This window comes from Streptosporangiales bacterium (assembly GCA_009379955.1).
In the GTDB taxonomy this organism is placed as follows: domain Bacteria; phylum Actinomycetota; class Actinomycetes; order Streptosporangiales; family WHST01; genus WHST01.
The window spans coordinates 119439-134877 of record WHST01000001.1 but is presented as its reverse complement, the minus strand read 5'-3'; the positions used below and the strand labels follow the sequence as shown (position 1 = coordinate 134877).

At 71.8% G+C, this 15439-nt stretch carries 14 protein-coding genes; 6 read left to right on the top strand and 8 right to left on the bottom strand.

From position 1 onward, the window contains the following. Positions 1-3: 3 nt before the first annotated feature. Together GEV10_00570 and GEV10_00565 are read right to left on the bottom strand one after the other, a co-directional pair. Positions 4-1503: a PrsW family intramembrane metalloprotease gene (locus GEV10_00570; GenBank protein ID MQA76970.1), complete on the bottom strand. Its 1500-nt coding sequence runs from the start codon at positions 1501-1503 to the stop codon at positions 4-6. A 78-nt stretch (positions 1504-1581) separates the two neighbouring features. Beyond that, a complete protein-coding gene (locus tag GEV10_00565; GenBank protein ID MQA76969.1) occupies positions 1582-2553 on the bottom strand; it encodes a protoheme IX farnesyltransferase in 972 nt (323 codons plus the stop codon). A gap of 184 nt (positions 2554-2737) precedes the next feature. On the opposite strand from GEV10_00565, the gene GEV10_00560 reads away from it, so the two are divergent. The 6 genes from GEV10_00560 to pgl all read left to right on the top strand — a co-directional run bounded on the left by GEV10_00560 (position 2738) and on the right by pgl (position 10977). Next, complete coding sequence (locus GEV10_00560) at positions 2738-4786, top strand: transketolase (GenBank protein MQA76968.1); 2049 nt, start codon at positions 2738-2740, stop codon at positions 4784-4786. A gap of 34 nt (positions 4787-4820) precedes the next feature. Further along, positions 4821-5942, top strand: a complete 1122-nt coding sequence (gene tal / locus GEV10_00555) for a transaldolase (protein ID MQA76967.1) — start codon at positions 4821-4823, stop codon at positions 5940-5942. Beyond that, positions 5939-7558, top strand: coding sequence for a glucose-6-phosphate isomerase (locus GEV10_00550; GenBank protein ID MQA76966.1), 1620 nt, complete (start codon positions 5939-5941; stop codon positions 7556-7558). The genes tal and GEV10_00550 overlap by 4 nt, the downstream gene beginning before the upstream one ends. A 24-nt stretch (positions 7559-7582) precedes the next feature. After that, positions 7583-9118, top strand: coding sequence for a glucose-6-phosphate dehydrogenase (locus GEV10_00545; GenBank protein MQA76965.1), 1536 nt, complete (start codon positions 7583-7585; stop codon positions 9116-9118). Positions 9119-9134: 16 nt separating this feature from the next. Next, on the top strand, positions 9135-10082 hold the full coding sequence (locus tag GEV10_00540) for an oxidoreductase (protein MQA76964.1): 948 nt from the start codon (positions 9135-9137) through the stop codon (positions 10080-10082). Positions 10083-10194: 112 nt separating this feature from the next. Further along, entirely contained in the window at positions 10195-10977 is a 783-nt protein-coding gene (gene pgl / locus GEV10_00535; GenBank protein ID MQA76963.1) for a 6-phosphogluconolactonase, read from the top strand. An 11-nt stretch (positions 10978-10988) separates the two neighbouring features. Here the strand turns inward: pgl and GEV10_00530 are convergent, their stop codons facing one another. The 6 genes from GEV10_00530 to gap all read right to left on the bottom strand — a co-directional run bounded on the left by GEV10_00530 (position 10989) and on the right by gap (position 15396). Then, complete coding sequence (locus GEV10_00530) at positions 10989-11558, bottom strand: GNAT family N-acetyltransferase (GenBank protein ID MQA76962.1); 570 nt, start codon at positions 11556-11558, stop codon at positions 10989-10991. A 24-nt stretch (positions 11559-11582) separates the two neighbouring features. Next, positions 11583-11927 (bottom strand): RNA polymerase-binding protein RbpA, encoded by a 345-nt coding sequence (locus tag GEV10_00525; protein MQA76961.1) that lies wholly within the window; start codon positions 11925-11927, stop codon positions 11583-11585. A 143-nt stretch (positions 11928-12070) separates the two neighbouring features. Next, positions 12071-12301 carry a preprotein translocase subunit SecG gene (gene secG, locus GEV10_00520; GenBank protein ID MQA76960.1) on the bottom strand — a complete coding sequence of 77 codons (231 nt, stop codon included), beginning with the start codon at positions 12299-12301 and terminating at the stop codon, positions 12071-12073. 97 nt (positions 12302-12398) lie between these two features. Beyond that, complete coding sequence (locus GEV10_00515; GenBank protein ID MQA76959.1) at positions 12399-13160, bottom strand: triose-phosphate isomerase; 762 nt, start codon at positions 13158-13160, stop codon at positions 12399-12401. Positions 13161-13186: 26 nt separating this feature from the next. Further along, complete coding sequence (gene pgk / locus GEV10_00510; protein ID MQA76958.1) at positions 13187-14374, bottom strand: phosphoglycerate kinase; 1188 nt, start codon at positions 14372-14374, stop codon at positions 13187-13189. 8 nt (positions 14375-14382) lie between these two features. Beyond that, entirely contained in the window at positions 14383-15396 is a 1014-nt protein-coding gene (gap, locus tag GEV10_00505) for a type I glyceraldehyde-3-phosphate dehydrogenase (protein MQA76957.1), read from the bottom strand. Between the last annotated feature and the right edge of the window lie 43 nt (positions 15397-15439).

Genomic DNA, 15439 nt, shown 5'->3' with positions numbered 1-15439 from the left:
ATGTCAGGAGACCGGCCGCCACCGGTCGGGCTGCTGGCCCGGCGGCTCGCTCGAGGGCGGCCCTTGGGGACCGGGCGGTCCCTGGGGACCGGGCGGTCCCTGGGGACCGCCGGGACCCGGACCGACAGGACCCTGCTGCCCGTACCCGGGAGGCGGGCCCTGCGGGGGTCCCGGTGGCCGGCCGTACTGCGGGCCGGGCCCACCCGGCTGCGGACCGGGTCCGGGGGGCGGGCCCTGCGGGCCGCCCGGCGGTAGGCCCATCGGCGGGCCCTGCAGCTGACCCGGGGGCGGGCCCATCGGGTATCCGGGGGGCGGCCCCATCCGTTGGCCCTGCTGCGGCGGGATCGGCGCTCCGACCGGGCGCTTGGGCATCGGGGGCGGCGGCAGGGTGCCCTCGACCTCGGCGAGGTTCTGGGCCATCCGCTCGTTGCCGGGGAACGCCCGCTTGCACATCATCAGGATGCGGACGAGCGCCTCGCGCCGCGGGCCGTACTCCGCGCCCGCGGTGCCCCGCGCGGCATGGTCGTCGAGCATCGCCAGCTCGGTCGCGGCCTGCTGGTAGTCGCGCATCAGGTGGCGCATCTTGCGGCGCGACTTCATCGTCGACAGCAGGCCGACCTCGTCGTGGGCGAAGATGCCCGCGGGCACGTACGCCGGCAGGTGGGTGGTCATCGAGCGCAGTACCCGCTTGCGGTCGAAGTACGCGATGAGGATGCACGCGACGAGCATCGGGACCATGAGGCAGAAGTACACGAACGCCAGTCCGAAGATGCTGAACAGGGTGCTGAGACCGTTCCAGGCGCCGTGCAGGATCATCGCGACGATGAGCCCGCCGATCGGCAGCACCCAGCGCATCGCCGTGTCGCGCTTGAGCGCCGCATATCCCAGCGCGATGCCGGTCGCGGCGGTGAACAGCGGGTGCGCGAGCGGGGAGAAGATCCCGCGCATCACGAACGTGCCGACGAGGTTGCCCGCTCCTTCGTTGAGCGCCATGCCGTAGTACATGATGTTCTCGGTGAATGCGAAACCCAGGCCCACCATGCCGGCGTAGATGATCCCGTCGGTCGGGCCGTCGAGCTCGGTCTTCCGCACGTGCAGGATGATGAAGATGATCGCGCCCTTGGCGAGCTCCTCGGTGAACGGCGCGACGACCGACAGGCCCCACAGCGGTGCGTCGGACACCAGGTTGAGCGGGATGCCGAGCGCGAGCGCGATGGCGATCGAGACCGCGGCGCCCCAGGCGAACGTGAGCACCAGGTTGCGCGTCGGCTCCGGCTCGAGCCGGTCGAGGCTGAGGATCGCGAAGACCAGCAGCGGCACCGGCAGCAGGGCGAAGAGCAGCCCGAGGATGAACCCACCAGGTCCGCCGGCGAGGAACACGTAGCCGAGGGCGAGGAGCCCGCACACTCCGACACCGCACCACCCGAGGACGCCGAGGACGGGCCTGCGCGGACGCCCCGCACGCCCCTCGAGCGTCTCCCTCACCCATGAGCTCGTAGTCATGGCTGGGAAGCCTAGCCCTCCCCCGGCGCAGCGGCGCCACACCCGTCGCCGGCGAGCCGTCCCCGCTTGGGAGCTCGTTCAGCGCAGGAGCGCATCGACCGCCACCGCGACGAAGAGCAGCGCGACGTACATGTTCGACCAGTGGAAGAGACGCATCGGCTTGAGCAGGGCGGCGTTGTCGCCGTTCGCCCACGCCCGGCGCAGCAGGTTGCCCGCCTCGACGAGGAGGACGACGCCGAGCACTGCTGCCGCGATGACGTAGACGGGACCGGTGTGCGCCAGCGGCCAGAGCAGCAGCGAGGCTGCCACGGTCAGGACGCTGTACACCAGGATGCGCCAGGCGACGGTCCGTGCGGGAGCGACGGCGGGGAGCATGGGCACGCCCGCGGTCGCGTAGTCGTCGCGGTAACGGATCGCCAGCGCCCAGGTGTGCGGCGGGGTCCAGAAGAACACCACGAGGAAGAGCGCCACCGGGGCGAGCGAGAGCCGACCGGTGATCGCCGTCCAGCCGATGAGGGTCGGGAAGCAGCCGGCGATCCCGCCCCAGACGATGTTGGCGGACGTGCGCCGCTTGAGCAGGAGCGAGTAGCCGAAGACGTAGAAGAGGTTGGCGCCGAGCGCCAGCCACGCCGAGAGCGGGTTGACCGCCAGCGCCAGCCAGACCGTGGACACGATGCCGAGCACCGTGCCGAAGACGAGCGCCTCACGCGGCGTCACCGACGCCGACGGCAGCGGGCGGCGCCTGGTGCGGCGCATCGCCATGTCGATGTCACGGTCGATGTAGCAGTTCAGCGCGTTGGCGCTGCCGGCCGACAGCGTGCCGCCGATGAGCGTCGCGACCACCGGCCACAGCGGCGGCACGCCGCGGGCCGCGAGGAACATCACGGGGACGGTGGTGATCAGCAGCAGCTCGATGATGCGCGGCTTGGTGAGGCCGACGTACGCACGAAGCGTCGTCGCGAACGTCCGGGGCGCCCGTTCGACGGAGTCGAGAGCCGGTGGACGGCTCGTGACAGCGGTCACGAGTGAGCCTCGGGGCGGACCACGCATACCTCAAACGTTCGGACGGACAGTGGCGAGGTCACTCTAGTGCTCCGTCACCGCCACACCCCGGTGAGGGTCAGCGAGTCGCTGCGACCCCCCTGAGCATGGGCCGGCCACGGGTGGGAAGGTTCTGCTTCGTACCCCTCGCGCGGGGATAGGCTCGAGGTGGTGAACGGGAGGAAGGAGCCGCATGACCGAGGTGAAGCTGGAGTGGACCGATCTCGACGCCAGGGCCGTCGATGTCGTCCGCGTCCTGGCGATGGACGCCGTCGAACAGGTCGGCAACGGCCACCCGGGCACGGCGATGAGCCTCGCACCGGCCGCCTACCTGCTCTACCAGCGACTCCTCAGGCACGACCCGTCCGATCCCGAGTGGCTCGGCCGCGACCGGTTCGTCCTGTCGTGCGGGCACAGCAGCCTCACCCTGTACATCCAGCTCTTCCTCTCCGGGTACGGCCTCACCCTCGATGACCTCAAGGCGTACCGGCGGTGGGGCAGCCTCACGCCCGGACACCCGGAGTACGGCCACACGGCCGGCGTCGAGACCACCACGGGTCCACTCGGCCAGGGCATCAGCACCGCGGTCGGCATGGCGATGGGCGCGCGTCGCGTGCGCGGCATGCTCGACGCCGACGCGGCGGCCGGCGACGGCATCCTCGACCACACGGTCTGGGTGTTCGCCTCCGACGGCGACATGCAGGAGGGCGTCGCGAGCGAGGCGTCGAGCCTCGCCGGTCACCAGCGACTCGGCAACCTCGTGGTCCTGTACGACGACAACCACATCTCCATCGACGGCAACACCGACGTCGCGTTCAGCGAGGACGTGGCGGCCAGGTACGCCGCGTACGGCTGGCACACCCAGACCCTCGACGACGTCAACGACGTCCAGGCCGTGCACGACGCGCTCGTCGCCGCCCGCGACGAGACCGAGCGTCCGTCGCTGATCAGCGTGCGGTCGATCATCGCGTGGCCCGCGCCCAACGCGCAGAACACCGGCCCGGCCCACGGCTCGGCGCTCGGCGCCGGCGAGGTCGCGGCGACCAAGGAGATCCTCGGCTTCGACCCGGCGAAGACGTTCGACGTGCCCGACGACGTGCTCGCCCACGCAAGGCAGGTCGCCGACCGCGGTCGCGAGCTGCGCGCCGAGTGGGACAAGCGCTACGTCGCCTGGCGCGAGGCCGACGCCGACCGCGCCGCCGAGCTCGACCGGCTCGTCGCGCGCCGGCTGCCGAACGGCTGGACCGACAGCCTCCCGACGTTCGAGGCGGGCAAGGCCGTCGCGACGCGCAAGGCGTCCGGCGCGGTCATCAACGCGCTCGCCCCGGTGCTCCCCGAGTTGTGGGGCGGCTCCGCCGACCTCACCGGCTCCAACAACACCGACATCAAGGGCGAGCCGCGGTTCCTCCCCGAGTCGCCCTACGGCCGCAACATCCACTTCGGCGTCCGCGAGCATGCGATGGGTGCCGCGCTGAGCGGCATCTGCCTGGCCGGTCTCACCCGCCCCTACGGCGGCACCTTCCTCACCTTCAGCGACTACATGCGCGGCTCGGTCCGCCTCGCGGCGTTGATGGGCATCCCGGCGATCTACGTCTGGACCCACGACTCCGTCGGTCTCGGCGAGGACGGCCCGACCCACCAGCCGATCGAGCACTTCGCCGCGCTGCGCGCGATCCCCGGCCTCGACGTCGTCCGGCCGGCCGACGCCAACGAGACCGCGATCGCGTGGCGCACGGTGCTGGAGCACACCGACCGGCCCGCCGGTCTCCTGCTCACCCGGCAGAACGTCCCGGTCTTCGACAGGTCCCCCGGCGCGGGCATGGCGTCCGCGGAGGGCGTGGCCCGCGGCGGCTACGTGCTCGCCGACGCCGAGGGCGGCCTGCCCGAGGTCGTCGTCGTCGGCACCGGCAGCGAGGTGCAGATCGCGCTGGCGGCCCGCGAGCGGCTGCAGGTCGAGGGCACGCCCACCCGGGTGGTGTCGATGCCCTGCGTCGAGTGGTTCAAGGAGCAGGACCAGGCGTACCGCGACACGGTGTTCCCGCCGGCCGTCCGCGCGCGCGTCTCGATCGAGGCCGGGGTCGCGCAGGGCTGGCACGAGATCGTCGGCGGCACCGGCGAGTGTGTGAGCCTGGAGCACTACGGCGCGTCGGCCGACTACCAGACCCTGTACGAGCAGTACGGCCTCACCGCCGAGCGCGTGGTGGCGGCCGCACATTCCAGCATGGAGAGGTCGAGGGCCTAGCGCGTGTGCCCGCGACCGCGAGGAGGAGCAGACGATGAGTGAGATCCTGGCGCGGCTGTCCGCGGAGGGCGTCGCGATCTGGCTGGACGACGTCTCGCGGGAGCGGCTCGCCTCCGGCAACCTGGCCGAGCTCGTGCAGGACCAGCACGTCGTCGGCGTGACGAGCAACCCGACGATCTTCCAGAAGGCGATCACCGGGTCCGACAAGTACGACGACCAGACCCGTGACCTCGCGGCCCGCCGCGTCGACGTCGGCGAGGCGCTGCGGATGATCACGACGTACGACATCCGCTGGGCGTGCGACGTGCTGCGTCCGGTCTACGACTCCACGGCGGGCGTCGACGGCCGGGTCTCGATCGAGGTCGACCCCCGTCTCGCCGGCGACACCGAGGCCACCATCGCCGAGGCGCGGCAGCTGTGGTGGCTGGTCGACCGGCCCAACCTGTTCATCAAGATCCCGGCCACGGTGGAGAGCCTGCCCGCGATCAGCCAGTGCCTCGCCGAGGGCATCAGCATCAACGTCACGCTGATCTTCTCGCTCGACCGCTACGGCGACGTGATCGACGCGTTCTTCGAGGGTCTCGAGCGTGCGCGCAAGGTCGGCCGCGATCTCTCGCTCATCGGCTCGGTGGCGTCGTTCTTCGTCAGCCGGGTCGACACCGAGGTCGACAAGCGCCTCGACAAGATCGGCGGCGACGCGGCCAACGCGCTGAAGGGCAAGGCGGCGATCGCGAACGCGCGGCTCGCGTACGAGCTGTACGAGCAGAAGTTCGGCAGCGAGCGCTGGCAGGCGCTCGGCGCCGCCGGTGCCCGTCCGCAGCGTCCGCTGTGGGCGTCGACGAGCACCAAGGACCCGTCGATGCCCGACACCATCTACGTCGACGAGCTCATCGCGCCCGGCGTCGTCAACACGATGCCCGAGGCGACGATCCACGCGACCGCCGACCACGGCATGGTGACCGGCGACTCCGTGCGCGCTCACTACGACGACGCGAGGTCCGCGCTCCGCGCCCTCGACGACATCGGCATCTCCTACGACGACGTCGTCCGGGTGCTCGAGGAGGAGGGGGTGGAGAAGTTCGCCACCTCCTGGAACGAGCTGATCGACGCCGTCACCGCGGAGCTCCGACGCCTCGCGCCGGATACCGCCACATGAGCGTCAGCCCCGGCGTCTCCTCCGACCCCGGCCTCACGGTCACCGTCCAGGGCCCGGCGTACGCCGACGTCCTCGACCGGCTCGTGCGCGACAAGGTCGCGAGCCGTGTCGCCGCGAAGGACACCACACTGTGGGGCGAGGCGGCCGAGTCCGAGGCGTCGGTCAGGCTCGGCTGGGTCGATCTGGCGCGCACGTCCCGTCCACTGCTCGCCGAGATCGACGCCCTGCGCGCCTCGCTGCGCGCGGACGGGATCGACCGCGTCGTGCTGTGCGGCATGGGCGGGTCCTCGCTCGCGCCCGAGGTGATCACGGCGGCGGCCGACGTCGAGCTGACGGTCCTCGACAGCACCGACCCCGGTGTGGTCCGGCGCGCGCTGGAGGAGCGGCTCGACCGCACCGTCGTCGTGGTGTCGAGCAAGTCCGGCGGCACCGTCGAGACCGACAGCCAGCGCCGCGCATACGTCCAGGCGTTCACCGAGGCCGGCATCGACGCCGCGAGCAGGATCGTCGTCGTGACCGACCCCGGGTCGCCACTCGCCGAGCTCGCCGAACGCGAGGGCTACCGCAGGACCTTCCTCGCCGACCCGAACGTCGGCGGCAGGTACAGCGCACTCACCGCCTTCGGGCTGGTGCCCGCCGGCCTCGCCGGCGCCGACGTGTCGCAGCTCCTCGACGACGCCGAGGACGCGATGGCCACGCTCGCCGAGGACTCCGCGGACAACCCGGCGCTCGTCCTCGGCGCGGTGCTCGGCGGCGCGCACGAGGCGGGACGCGAGAAGGTCGTCCTCGGCGACCACGGCTCCGACCTGCCCGGCTTCGCCGCGTGGACCGAGCAGCTCGTCGCCGAGTCCACCGGCAAGGAGGGACGCGGGCTCCTGCCCGTCGACGCCGGCGGGGTCGCCGGGCCCGGGTGGCGCAACGCCGGCGACGACTGCACGCCCGTCGCGATCGGCCTCAGGGTCCCCCGGGTCGACCACGTGTCGACGGCCGGACCGCTCGGCGCCCTGATGCTGCTCTGGGAGACCGCGGTCGTGGTCGCGGGCCGCGTCATCGGCATCGACCCGTTCGACCAGCCCAACGTCGAGGAGGCGAAGAAGCGGACACGCGAGCTGCTCGACGAACCCGCGCCGGACGGCGCCGCCGCACCCGCGCTCGTCGACGGCGCCGTCGAGGTCTACGCCGACGCCGACCTGCTCGCCGGTGCACGCACCCTGCGCGAGGCGGTCGACGCGCTGGCCGGCCGGGTCCCCGACCGCGGCTACCTCGCCGTGCTCGCGTACCTCGACCGGGTCGGCGACGCCGAGGCCGAGCGACTGCGCGTCGCCCTGGCGGAGCGGCTCGGCGTCCAGGTCACGTTCGGCTGGGGCCCGCGCTTCCTGCACTCGACCGGCCAGTACCACAAGGGCGGTCACCCGAACGGCGGGTTCCTGGAGATCACCGGAGCCGTCGACACCGACCTCGACGTGCCCGACCGGCCGTACACGTTCGGCCGCCTCATCGCCGCGCAGGCGGCCGGCGACTACGACGTCCTGCACGACAAGGGATTCCCCGTCGTCCGGTTGCACCTGACCTACCGCACCACGGGCCTACGCCAACTGCTCGCCGCCATCGGCTGAGCACACTGCCGAGACGGAGCACTCGTGAGCCTTGCCCGCACGCAGTGGACCAACCCGCTTCGCGACCAGCGAGACCGGCGGCTGCCGCAGGTCGCGGGTCCCTGCGGCCTGGTGATCTTCGGGGTCACCGGCGACCTGTCACGCAAGAAGCTGATGCCGGCGATCTACGACCTGGCCAACCGCGGCCTGCTGCCGCCGGGCTTCGCGCTGGTGGGGTTCGCCAGGCGTGACTGGGAGCGTCAGGACTTCACCAAGATCGTGCACGACGCGGTCAAGGCACACTCCCGCACCCCGTTCCGCGAGACGGTCTGGCAGCAGCTCGCCGACGGCTGCCGGTTCGTGCCGGGTGAGCTCGGCGACGACCCGTCGTTCGAGCGGTTGCGCGAGACCGTCGACGACCTCGACCGCGAGCGCGGCACCCGCGGCAACCACGCGTTCTACCTCTCGGTGCCGCCCGGGCTCTTCCCGCGTACGGTCGAGCAGCTGAAGTCGTCGGGACTCGCCGACCAGGGCACCGGCTGGCGGCGCGTCGTCATCGAGAAGCCGTTCGGCCACGACCTCGAGTCCGCACGCGACCTCAACCGCACCGTCGACGCCGTGTTCCCGCCCGACTCGGTCTTCCGCATCGACCACTACCTGGGCAAGGAGACCGTCCAGAACATCCTCGCCCTGCGGTTCGCCAACACGATGTTCGAGCCGATCTGGAACCGCAACTACGTCGACAACGTACAGATCACCATGGCCGAGGACATCGGCATCGGCGGCCGCGCCGGCTACTACGACGGCATCGGCGCCGCGCGCGACGTCATCCAGAACCACCTGCTGCAGTTGCTCGCCCTGGTCGCGATGGAGGAGCCCATCTCCTTCGACGCCCGCGACCTGCGGATGGAGAAGGAGAAGGCGCTCAGCGCGGTCAAGCTGCCGGCGCGCCTCGACCTGCACACCGCGCGGGGTCAGTACGCGGCGGGCTGGCAGGGCGGCGTGCAGGTCGGCGGCTACCTCCAGGAGGAGGGCATCACGCGGAGCTCGACCACCGAGACGTACGCGGCGGTGCGCCTCGAGGTCGACACCCGCCGGTGGGCGGGCGTGCCGTTCTACCTCCGCACCGGCAAGCGGCTGGCCCGCCGGGTGACCGAGATCGCACTCGAGCTGCACCGCGCACCGCACCTCCCGTTCGCCGAGACCGCCACCGAGGAGCTCGGCCACAACGCGATCGTGATCCGGGTGCAGCCGGACGAGGGCGTCACCGTCAGGTTCGGCTCGAAGGTGCCGGGCACGGCGATGGAGGTCCGCGACGTCAACATGGACTTCGCGTACGGCGAGTCGTTCACCGAGGCGAGCCCCGAGGCGTACGAGCGGTTGCTGCTCGACGTGCTGCTCGGTGACCCGCCGCTGTTCCCGCGGCACGAAGAGGTCGAGCTGTCCTGGCAGATCCTCGACCCGATCGAGGAGCACTGGGCCTCGAGGGCCAGACCCGATCCGTACCCGTCCGGCGGCTGGGGACCCGAGTCGGCCCACCAGATGCTCGCGCGCGACGGCCGCAGCTGGCGCCGGCCCTGAGGAAGGGAACACCCCGATGCGGATCGACCTGACCGACACCGACAGCTCGGCGGTCGCGGCTGCCCTCCTCGACGCGCGCCGGCACAGCGGCAGCCCCGCCGTCGGCATGGTGCTGACGCTGGTGGTCGTGGCGACCGAGCCGGACCACGACGAGGCGCTGCGCGCGGCGACCGAGGCTGCCCGCGAGCACCCCTGCCGGATCCTCACCGTCATCAGGCACTCGGGCCGGGAGAAGGCGCGCCTCGACGCCGAGGTCACCGTCGGCAGCGAGACGGGACTCGTCGAGTGCGTGGTCCTGCGGCTGGCCGGCCGGCTCGGGCAGCACGCCGACTCGGTGGTCCTCCCGCTGCTGCTGCCGGACACCCCGGTGGTCGTGTGGTGGCCGGGCAGCGCGCCCGTCGACGTCGCCGACACCGAGCTCGGCAGGATCGCCCAGCGGCGGGTCACCGACGCCGCGTCGAGCCCCCGCGGCGGACGCACCCTGCCGCAGCGCGCGACGACGTACCGGCCCGGCGACACCGACTTCGCCTGGACCCGGCTGACCCCGTGGCGCACCCTGCTCGCCGCCGCGATCGACCAGAACCCCGGTCGGATCCGCGGTGGCAGGGTGTCGGCGGCGCGCGGCAACCCGAGCGGCGACCTGCTGGTGAGCTGGCTGCAGCAGCGCCTGCGCGTCAAGGTCGAACGCGTGGCGAGCCGCGGACCGGGGATCACCGGCGTCTCCCTGACCGTGCCAGGCGGCGAGATCACGTTGCACCGACCCGACGGCCGGCTGGCGACACTGTCCCGGCCTGGCGACCCGGATCGGCGGGTCTCGCTACCGCGCAGGGACATCTCCGAGCTGCTCGCCGAGGAGCTCCGCCGCCTCGACCCGGACGAGGTCTACAGCGAGACCCTCGCCGCGCACGCGAAGCGGATCAACGGCAACTCGGGGCAGCGCAAGGTGAAGAAGAGGTCGACATGAGCGCAGGAGCTGACGAGCGAGCCGCAGGTAGGGATCGCGATACTTCCGGAACCGGTCATAGCATCGCCGCGGTACCTGCCGAAGGCGAACGAGGAAGCGGGCGCGTCTACTGATGAGCGCCACTCCCGCGGTCCACGTGCACCGCGACAGCGAGCTTCTCGCCCAGACCGTCGCCGCCCGACTGGTCACCAGGATCGTCGACACGCAGGCGAGCCGCGGACACGCGTCGGTCGTGCTGACCGGCGGTGGCATCGGCACTGCCGTGCTCGCCGCCCTGCGCGCCTCCCCCGCCCGCGACGCGATCGACTGGCCGCACCTCTCGATCTGGTGGGGCGACGAGCGCTTCCTCCCCGACGGTCACCCCGACCGCAACGAGACCTCCGCCCGCGCCACGCTCCTCGACCACGTCAGGCTCGACCCTGCCCGCGTGCACCCGATGCCCGCCGCGGGCGGCGCGTACGGCTCCGACCCCGAGGCGGCGGCCGAGGCGTACGCGGAGGACCTCGCCAGGTCGACGCGACCCGAGGACCACTCCGACGTCCCGGAGTTCGACGTGCTCATGCTGGGCATCGGGCCCGACGCCCACGTGGCGTCGCTGTTCCCCGGCATGCCCGCGCTGTACGACGAGCGGCCCGTCGTCGCCGTGCGCGGCGCGCCCAAGCCGCCGCCCATCCGGATCTCGCTGACCCTGCCCTCGATCCTGGCGGCCCACGAGGTCTGGGTGCTCGCCGCGGGCGCGGAGAAGGCCGACGCCGTCCGCATGGCGCTAAGCGGGGCCGGACCGGTGCAGGTGCCGGCCGCCGGCGCCCGCGGCCGCTCGGAGACCCTGTTCCTCCTCGACCGCCCCGCGGCCTCCCGGGTCCCCGGCGACCTACTCCGCACCTCCGCCCACTGACGTCCCCGCTGTCAGCGGGCGCGGCGGCGGGTGGGGAGGCGGAGGACGGGGACAGGGTCGCTGACCAGGCGGGCGTAGAGCAGCAGGTCGCGCCGGCGGTCACCGTCGGACCGCTTGCCGCGCAGCAGGCCCTCGCGGACGAAGCCGCTGCGTGCCGCCACGCGCTGCGACGGCCTGTCGTCGACGGCGAGGTAGGTCTCCAGCCGCACCATGCCGAGCTCGTCGAACGCGTAGCGGCACAGCGTGAGGAGCGCGTCGGTGGCGTAGCCCTTGCGGCGGTACGGCGCGTACGTCGTCCAGGTGACCTCGCCGACGTCGTCGCCGCTGTCGCGGACCTGGCAGGTGCCGAGCGGCACCGGGTCGGAGGTGCGGACCACCAGGTAGCTGACGATGCTGCGGGCGTCCGCGTATCCCTGGTGCCAGCGCCGGATGGCCTCCTGCATGCGCGACAGCACCGGCGAGTCGCGGCTCAGGCCGATCGTCGACTCGTCGCCGAGCCGCCATGGACGGAGGGTGACGTCTCCCGAGACCAGGGTCGGCTGAGCGGTGGCCTCACCACCTGACCGCGCAGCCTCGGACATGCCGGCGCCTCCGCCGCTAGGACACTAGAACCGGACGCCGCTCGCCCGCAGCTTGTCGACGGCCTCCTGCAGGATCGCCTTGGCGTCCTCGGGGCTGCGCCGCTCCTTCACGTACGCCAGGTGCGTCTTGTAGGGCTCGGTGCGCGACGGCGACGGCGGGTTGGCCTTGTCGGTGCCCGCCGGGTAGCCGCAGCGCGGGCAGTCCCACGTCTCGGGCAGGGCGATGTCACTGGCGAACGAGGGAACGCTCTCGTGACCGTTGGCACACCAGTAGGACATCCTGATGCGTGGCGCCTCGTCGCCACGCTCGGCCTCACCCATCGGGCCTGCGCCGACTCGGCTGCCACGGATCGCGTTACCACCTGGCACGGATTTCACCCTTCACGTTCACTGCACGGTGCTCTCGACCAAGGGTCCGTGACCGGTCCCGTGATCGGGGGGCGGAGAAGAGGATAACCCCTGGGCAGGCGGGACGGGGCCGGTCGTGACCTGGGGGCCGCCTGCCGGCGTGCTCACGTCTTCGTGATCACGGCGAGTGCGATGAGGCTGACGAACCAGACGACACCGACGACGACGGTGAACCTGTCGAGGTTGCGCTCCACGACGGTCGAGCTGCCGGCCGACGACGTGAACCCGCCGCCGAACATGTCCGACAATCCCCCGCCCTTGCCCTTGTGCAGGAGCACCAACAGGATCATCAACGAGCTCGCGGCGATCACGACGATCGACAGGGAGAGCTTGATCCATGGGGCATCCACTGCTGGGCACTCCGTTTCGGCGTGGTCAGGCTGCTGGAACAGGGTACGCGATCCGCCGGGCGAACCGGGAGCCCGCCCAACCCTAGACCGGGATCTCCTGGTACCTCACCAGGCGGGCGAAGGTCTCGGGGTCGAGGCTCGCGCCGCCGACGAGTCCGCCGTCGACGTCCGGCTGCTTCATGATCGCCTTGATGTTGTCGACCTTGACCGAGCCGCCGTACAGGATCCGCACCTGGTCGGCGACGTCGCCGGAGTACAGCTCGGCGAGGCGGGTCCTGATGGCCGCGCAGACGTCCTGGGCGTCCTCGGGCGAGCAGGCCTTGCCCGTGCCGATCGCCCACACCGGCTCGTACGCCACTACGACGTTCCTCGCGGCCGCGGCGTCGACACCCGCCAGCGCGGCGTCGACCTGCGCCAGCGTGAACGCCTCCGCCTCCCCGGCCTCGCGCACGTCGAGCCGCTCACCCACGCACAGGATCGGGGACAGCTCGTGCTTCAGGGCGGCCTTCAGCTTCGTGCCCACCTCGGCGTCGTCCTCGTCGTGGTGCTCACGCCGCTCGGAGTGCCCGACGACGACGTAGGCGCACCCGAGCTTGCGCAGCATCGCGCCGGACACGTCACCGGTGAACGCGCCGTTGTCGTACTTCGAGAGGTCCTGGCCGCCGTACTGCAGCAGCAGCTTGTCGCCCATGACGAGGGTCTGGACGCTGCGCAGGTCGGTGAACGGCGGCAGCACGACCACGTCGACGGCGTCGTAGTGCTTGTCGTCGAGCGACCAGGCCAGCTTCTGCACGTGGGCGATGGCCTCGAAGTGGTTGAGGTTCATCTTCCAGTTGCCGGCCATCAGGGGCTTGCGTCCGGGCTTGGCCATCAGCTCTCCAATACGGCAAGACCGGGAAGGGTCTTGCCTTCCAGGTACTCCAGGCTGGCGCCGCCGCCGGTGGAGATGTGACCGAACCGGTCGTCGGTGAACCCGAGCGCGCGGACGGCCGCGGCCGAGTCGCCGCCGCCGACGACGGTGAGGCCGTCGACCTCCGTCAACGCCTGCGCCACCGCCTTCGTGCCGACGGCGAACTGCTCGATCTCGAAGACACCCATCGGGCCGTTCCAGAAGACGGTGCGCGCGTCGGCCAGCTTCTCCGCGAACAGCCGCGCGGTCGCCGGCCCGATGTCGACGCCCTCCCGGTCGGCGGGGATCGCGTCGGACGCGACGACCGCGGACTCCGCCCCCTCGGCGAGCTCCTCGACGGAGACGACGTCGACGGGCAGGACGACCTCGACGCCCTTCTTCTCCGCCAGCTCCAGGTATCCGCGCACGGCGTCGACCTGGTCGGCCTCGAGCAGGCTCCTGCCCACCTCGTGCCCCTGTGCCCTCAGGAAGGTGTATGCCATGCCACCGCCGACGATCAGCCGGTCGGCCGCGTCGAGCACGCCCTCGACGACCCCCAGCTTGTCGGACACCTTCGCGCCGCCGAGCACCACGACGTACGGTCGCTCGGGCGCGCTCGTGAGTCGCCGAAGCACCTCGACCTCGGCGAGGACGAGCCCGCCCGCGGCGTGCGGCAGGCGCTCGGGCACGTCGTACACGCTGGCGTGCTTGCGGTGCACGGCACCGAAGCCGTCGCCGACGTACGCCTCGGCGAACGCCGCCAGCCGGTCGGCGAACGCGGCCCGCTCTGCGTCGTCCTTGCTCGTCTCCGCCGCCTCGAACCTGAGGTTCTCCAGCAGGGCGACCCGGCCGTCGCCGAGGCCGTTGACCTTCGCCTTCGCGTCGTCGCCGACGACGTCACCGGCGAACGCGACCTCGGTGCCGAGCAGCTCCGCGAGACGGCGCGCGACCGGCGCGAGCGACAGCTCGGGCCGGACCTCGCCCTTCGGCCGCCCGAGGTGGGCGCACACCACGACCCGCGCCCCGCGGTCGAGGAGCGTGCGGATCGTGGGCACGCTCGCCCGCACCCGCCCGTCGTCGGTGATGCGGTCGCCTTCGAGCGGGACGTTGAGGTCGGAGCGGACGAGGATCCGCCGGCCCGAGACGTCGAGGTCGTCGATCCCTCTCATCGCCGCCCTCAGCCGGCCGAACCGGCGCCGACGAGCCGGACCACGTCGATGATCCGGTTCGAGTAGCCCCACTCGTTGTCGTACCAGCCCACGATCTTCACCTGGTCGTCGATCACCTTCGTGAGGCCCGAGTCGAAGATGCAGGACGCCGGGTCGGTGACGATGTCGGACGAGACGATCGGCTCGTCGGTGTAGGTGAGGATCCCCTTGAGCTCACCCTCGGCCGCGGCCTTCATGGCCGCGTTGACCTCGTCGACCGACGTCGACCTGCCGAGCGTGGCGGTGAGGTCGGTCGCGGACCCCGTCGGTACGGGCACGCGCAGCGCGTAGCCGTCGAGCCTGCCCTTGAGCTCGGGCAGCACGAGACCGATCGCCTTGGCCGCGCCCGTCGACGTCGGCACGATGTTGATCGCCGCGGCACGCGCGCGCCGCAGGTCGGAGTGCGGGCCGTCCTGCAGCTTCTGGTCCTGGGTGTACGCGTGGATCGTCGTCATCAGGCCGCGCTGGATGCCGAACGTGTCGTTGAGCACCTTCGCCATCGGGGCCAGGCAGTTGGTGGTGCACGAGGCATTGGACACGACCGTGTGCGACGCGGGGTCGTACGCCTGGTCGTTGACGCCCATCACGATCGTGAGGTCCTCGTTCTTGGCCGGCGCCGAGATGACGACCTTCTTCGCGCCCGCCTCGACGTGCTTGCGGGCGACGTTGGCGTCGGTGAACACACCGGTCGACTCGACCACGACGTCGACGCCGGCGTCGCCCCACGGGATCGCGCCCGGGTCGCGCTCGGCGTACGCCCGCACCTGGCGACCGCCCACCGTGATGCCGTCACCGGCGACGGCGACCTCGTCGGCGAGGCGGCCGAGCACCGAGTCGTACTTCAGCAGGTGTGCGAACGACTTCACGTCGCCGATCGGGTCGTTGAACGCGACGATCTCGACGTCGGGTCGCTGTGCCAGTACGGCCCGGAAGAAGTTGCGACCGATGCGGCCGAATCCGTTGATGCCCACGCGAACAGTCACAGCCAGAACCCCTCTTGCTCCTCCGCCGGCCATCGTCGACCGC

What these genes read in the sequence shown, in the direction of transcription:
- GEV10_00570 (MQA76970.1), bottom strand. Translation starts at nt 1,503, where the DNA reads ATGACTACGAGCTCATGGGTGAGGGAGACGCTCGAGGGGCGTGCGGGG.
- GEV10_00565 (MQA76969.1), bottom strand. Translation starts at nt 2,553, where the DNA reads ATGCGTGGTCCGCCCCGAGGCTCACTCGTGACCGCTGTCACGAGCCGT.
- GEV10_00560 (MQA76968.1), top strand. Translation starts at nt 2,738, where the DNA reads ATGACCGAGGTGAAGCTGGAGTGGACCGATCTCGACGCCAGGGCCGTC.
- tal (MQA76967.1), top strand. Translation starts at nt 4,821, where the DNA reads ATGAGTGAGATCCTGGCGCGGCTGTCCGCGGAGGGCGTCGCGATCTGG.
- GEV10_00550 (MQA76966.1), top strand. Translation starts at nt 5,939, where the DNA reads ATGAGCGTCAGCCCCGGCGTCTCCTCCGACCCCGGCCTCACGGTCACC.
- GEV10_00540 (MQA76964.1), top strand. Translation starts at nt 9,135, where the DNA reads ATGCGGATCGACCTGACCGACACCGACAGCTCGGCGGTCGCGGCTGCC.
- pgl (MQA76963.1), top strand. Translation starts at nt 10,195, where the DNA reads ATGAGCGCCACTCCCGCGGTCCACGTGCACCGCGACAGCGAGCTTCTC.
- GEV10_00530 (MQA76962.1), bottom strand. Translation starts at nt 11,558, where the DNA reads ATGTCCGAGGCTGCGCGGTCAGGTGGTGAGGCCACCGCTCAGCCGACC.
- GEV10_00515 (MQA76959.1), bottom strand. Translation starts at nt 13,160, where the DNA reads ATGGCCGGCAACTGGAAGATGAACCTCAACCACTTCGAGGCCATCGCC.
- pgk (MQA76958.1), bottom strand. Translation starts at nt 14,374, where the DNA reads ATGAGAGGGATCGACGACCTCGACGTCTCGGGCCGGCGGATCCTCGTC.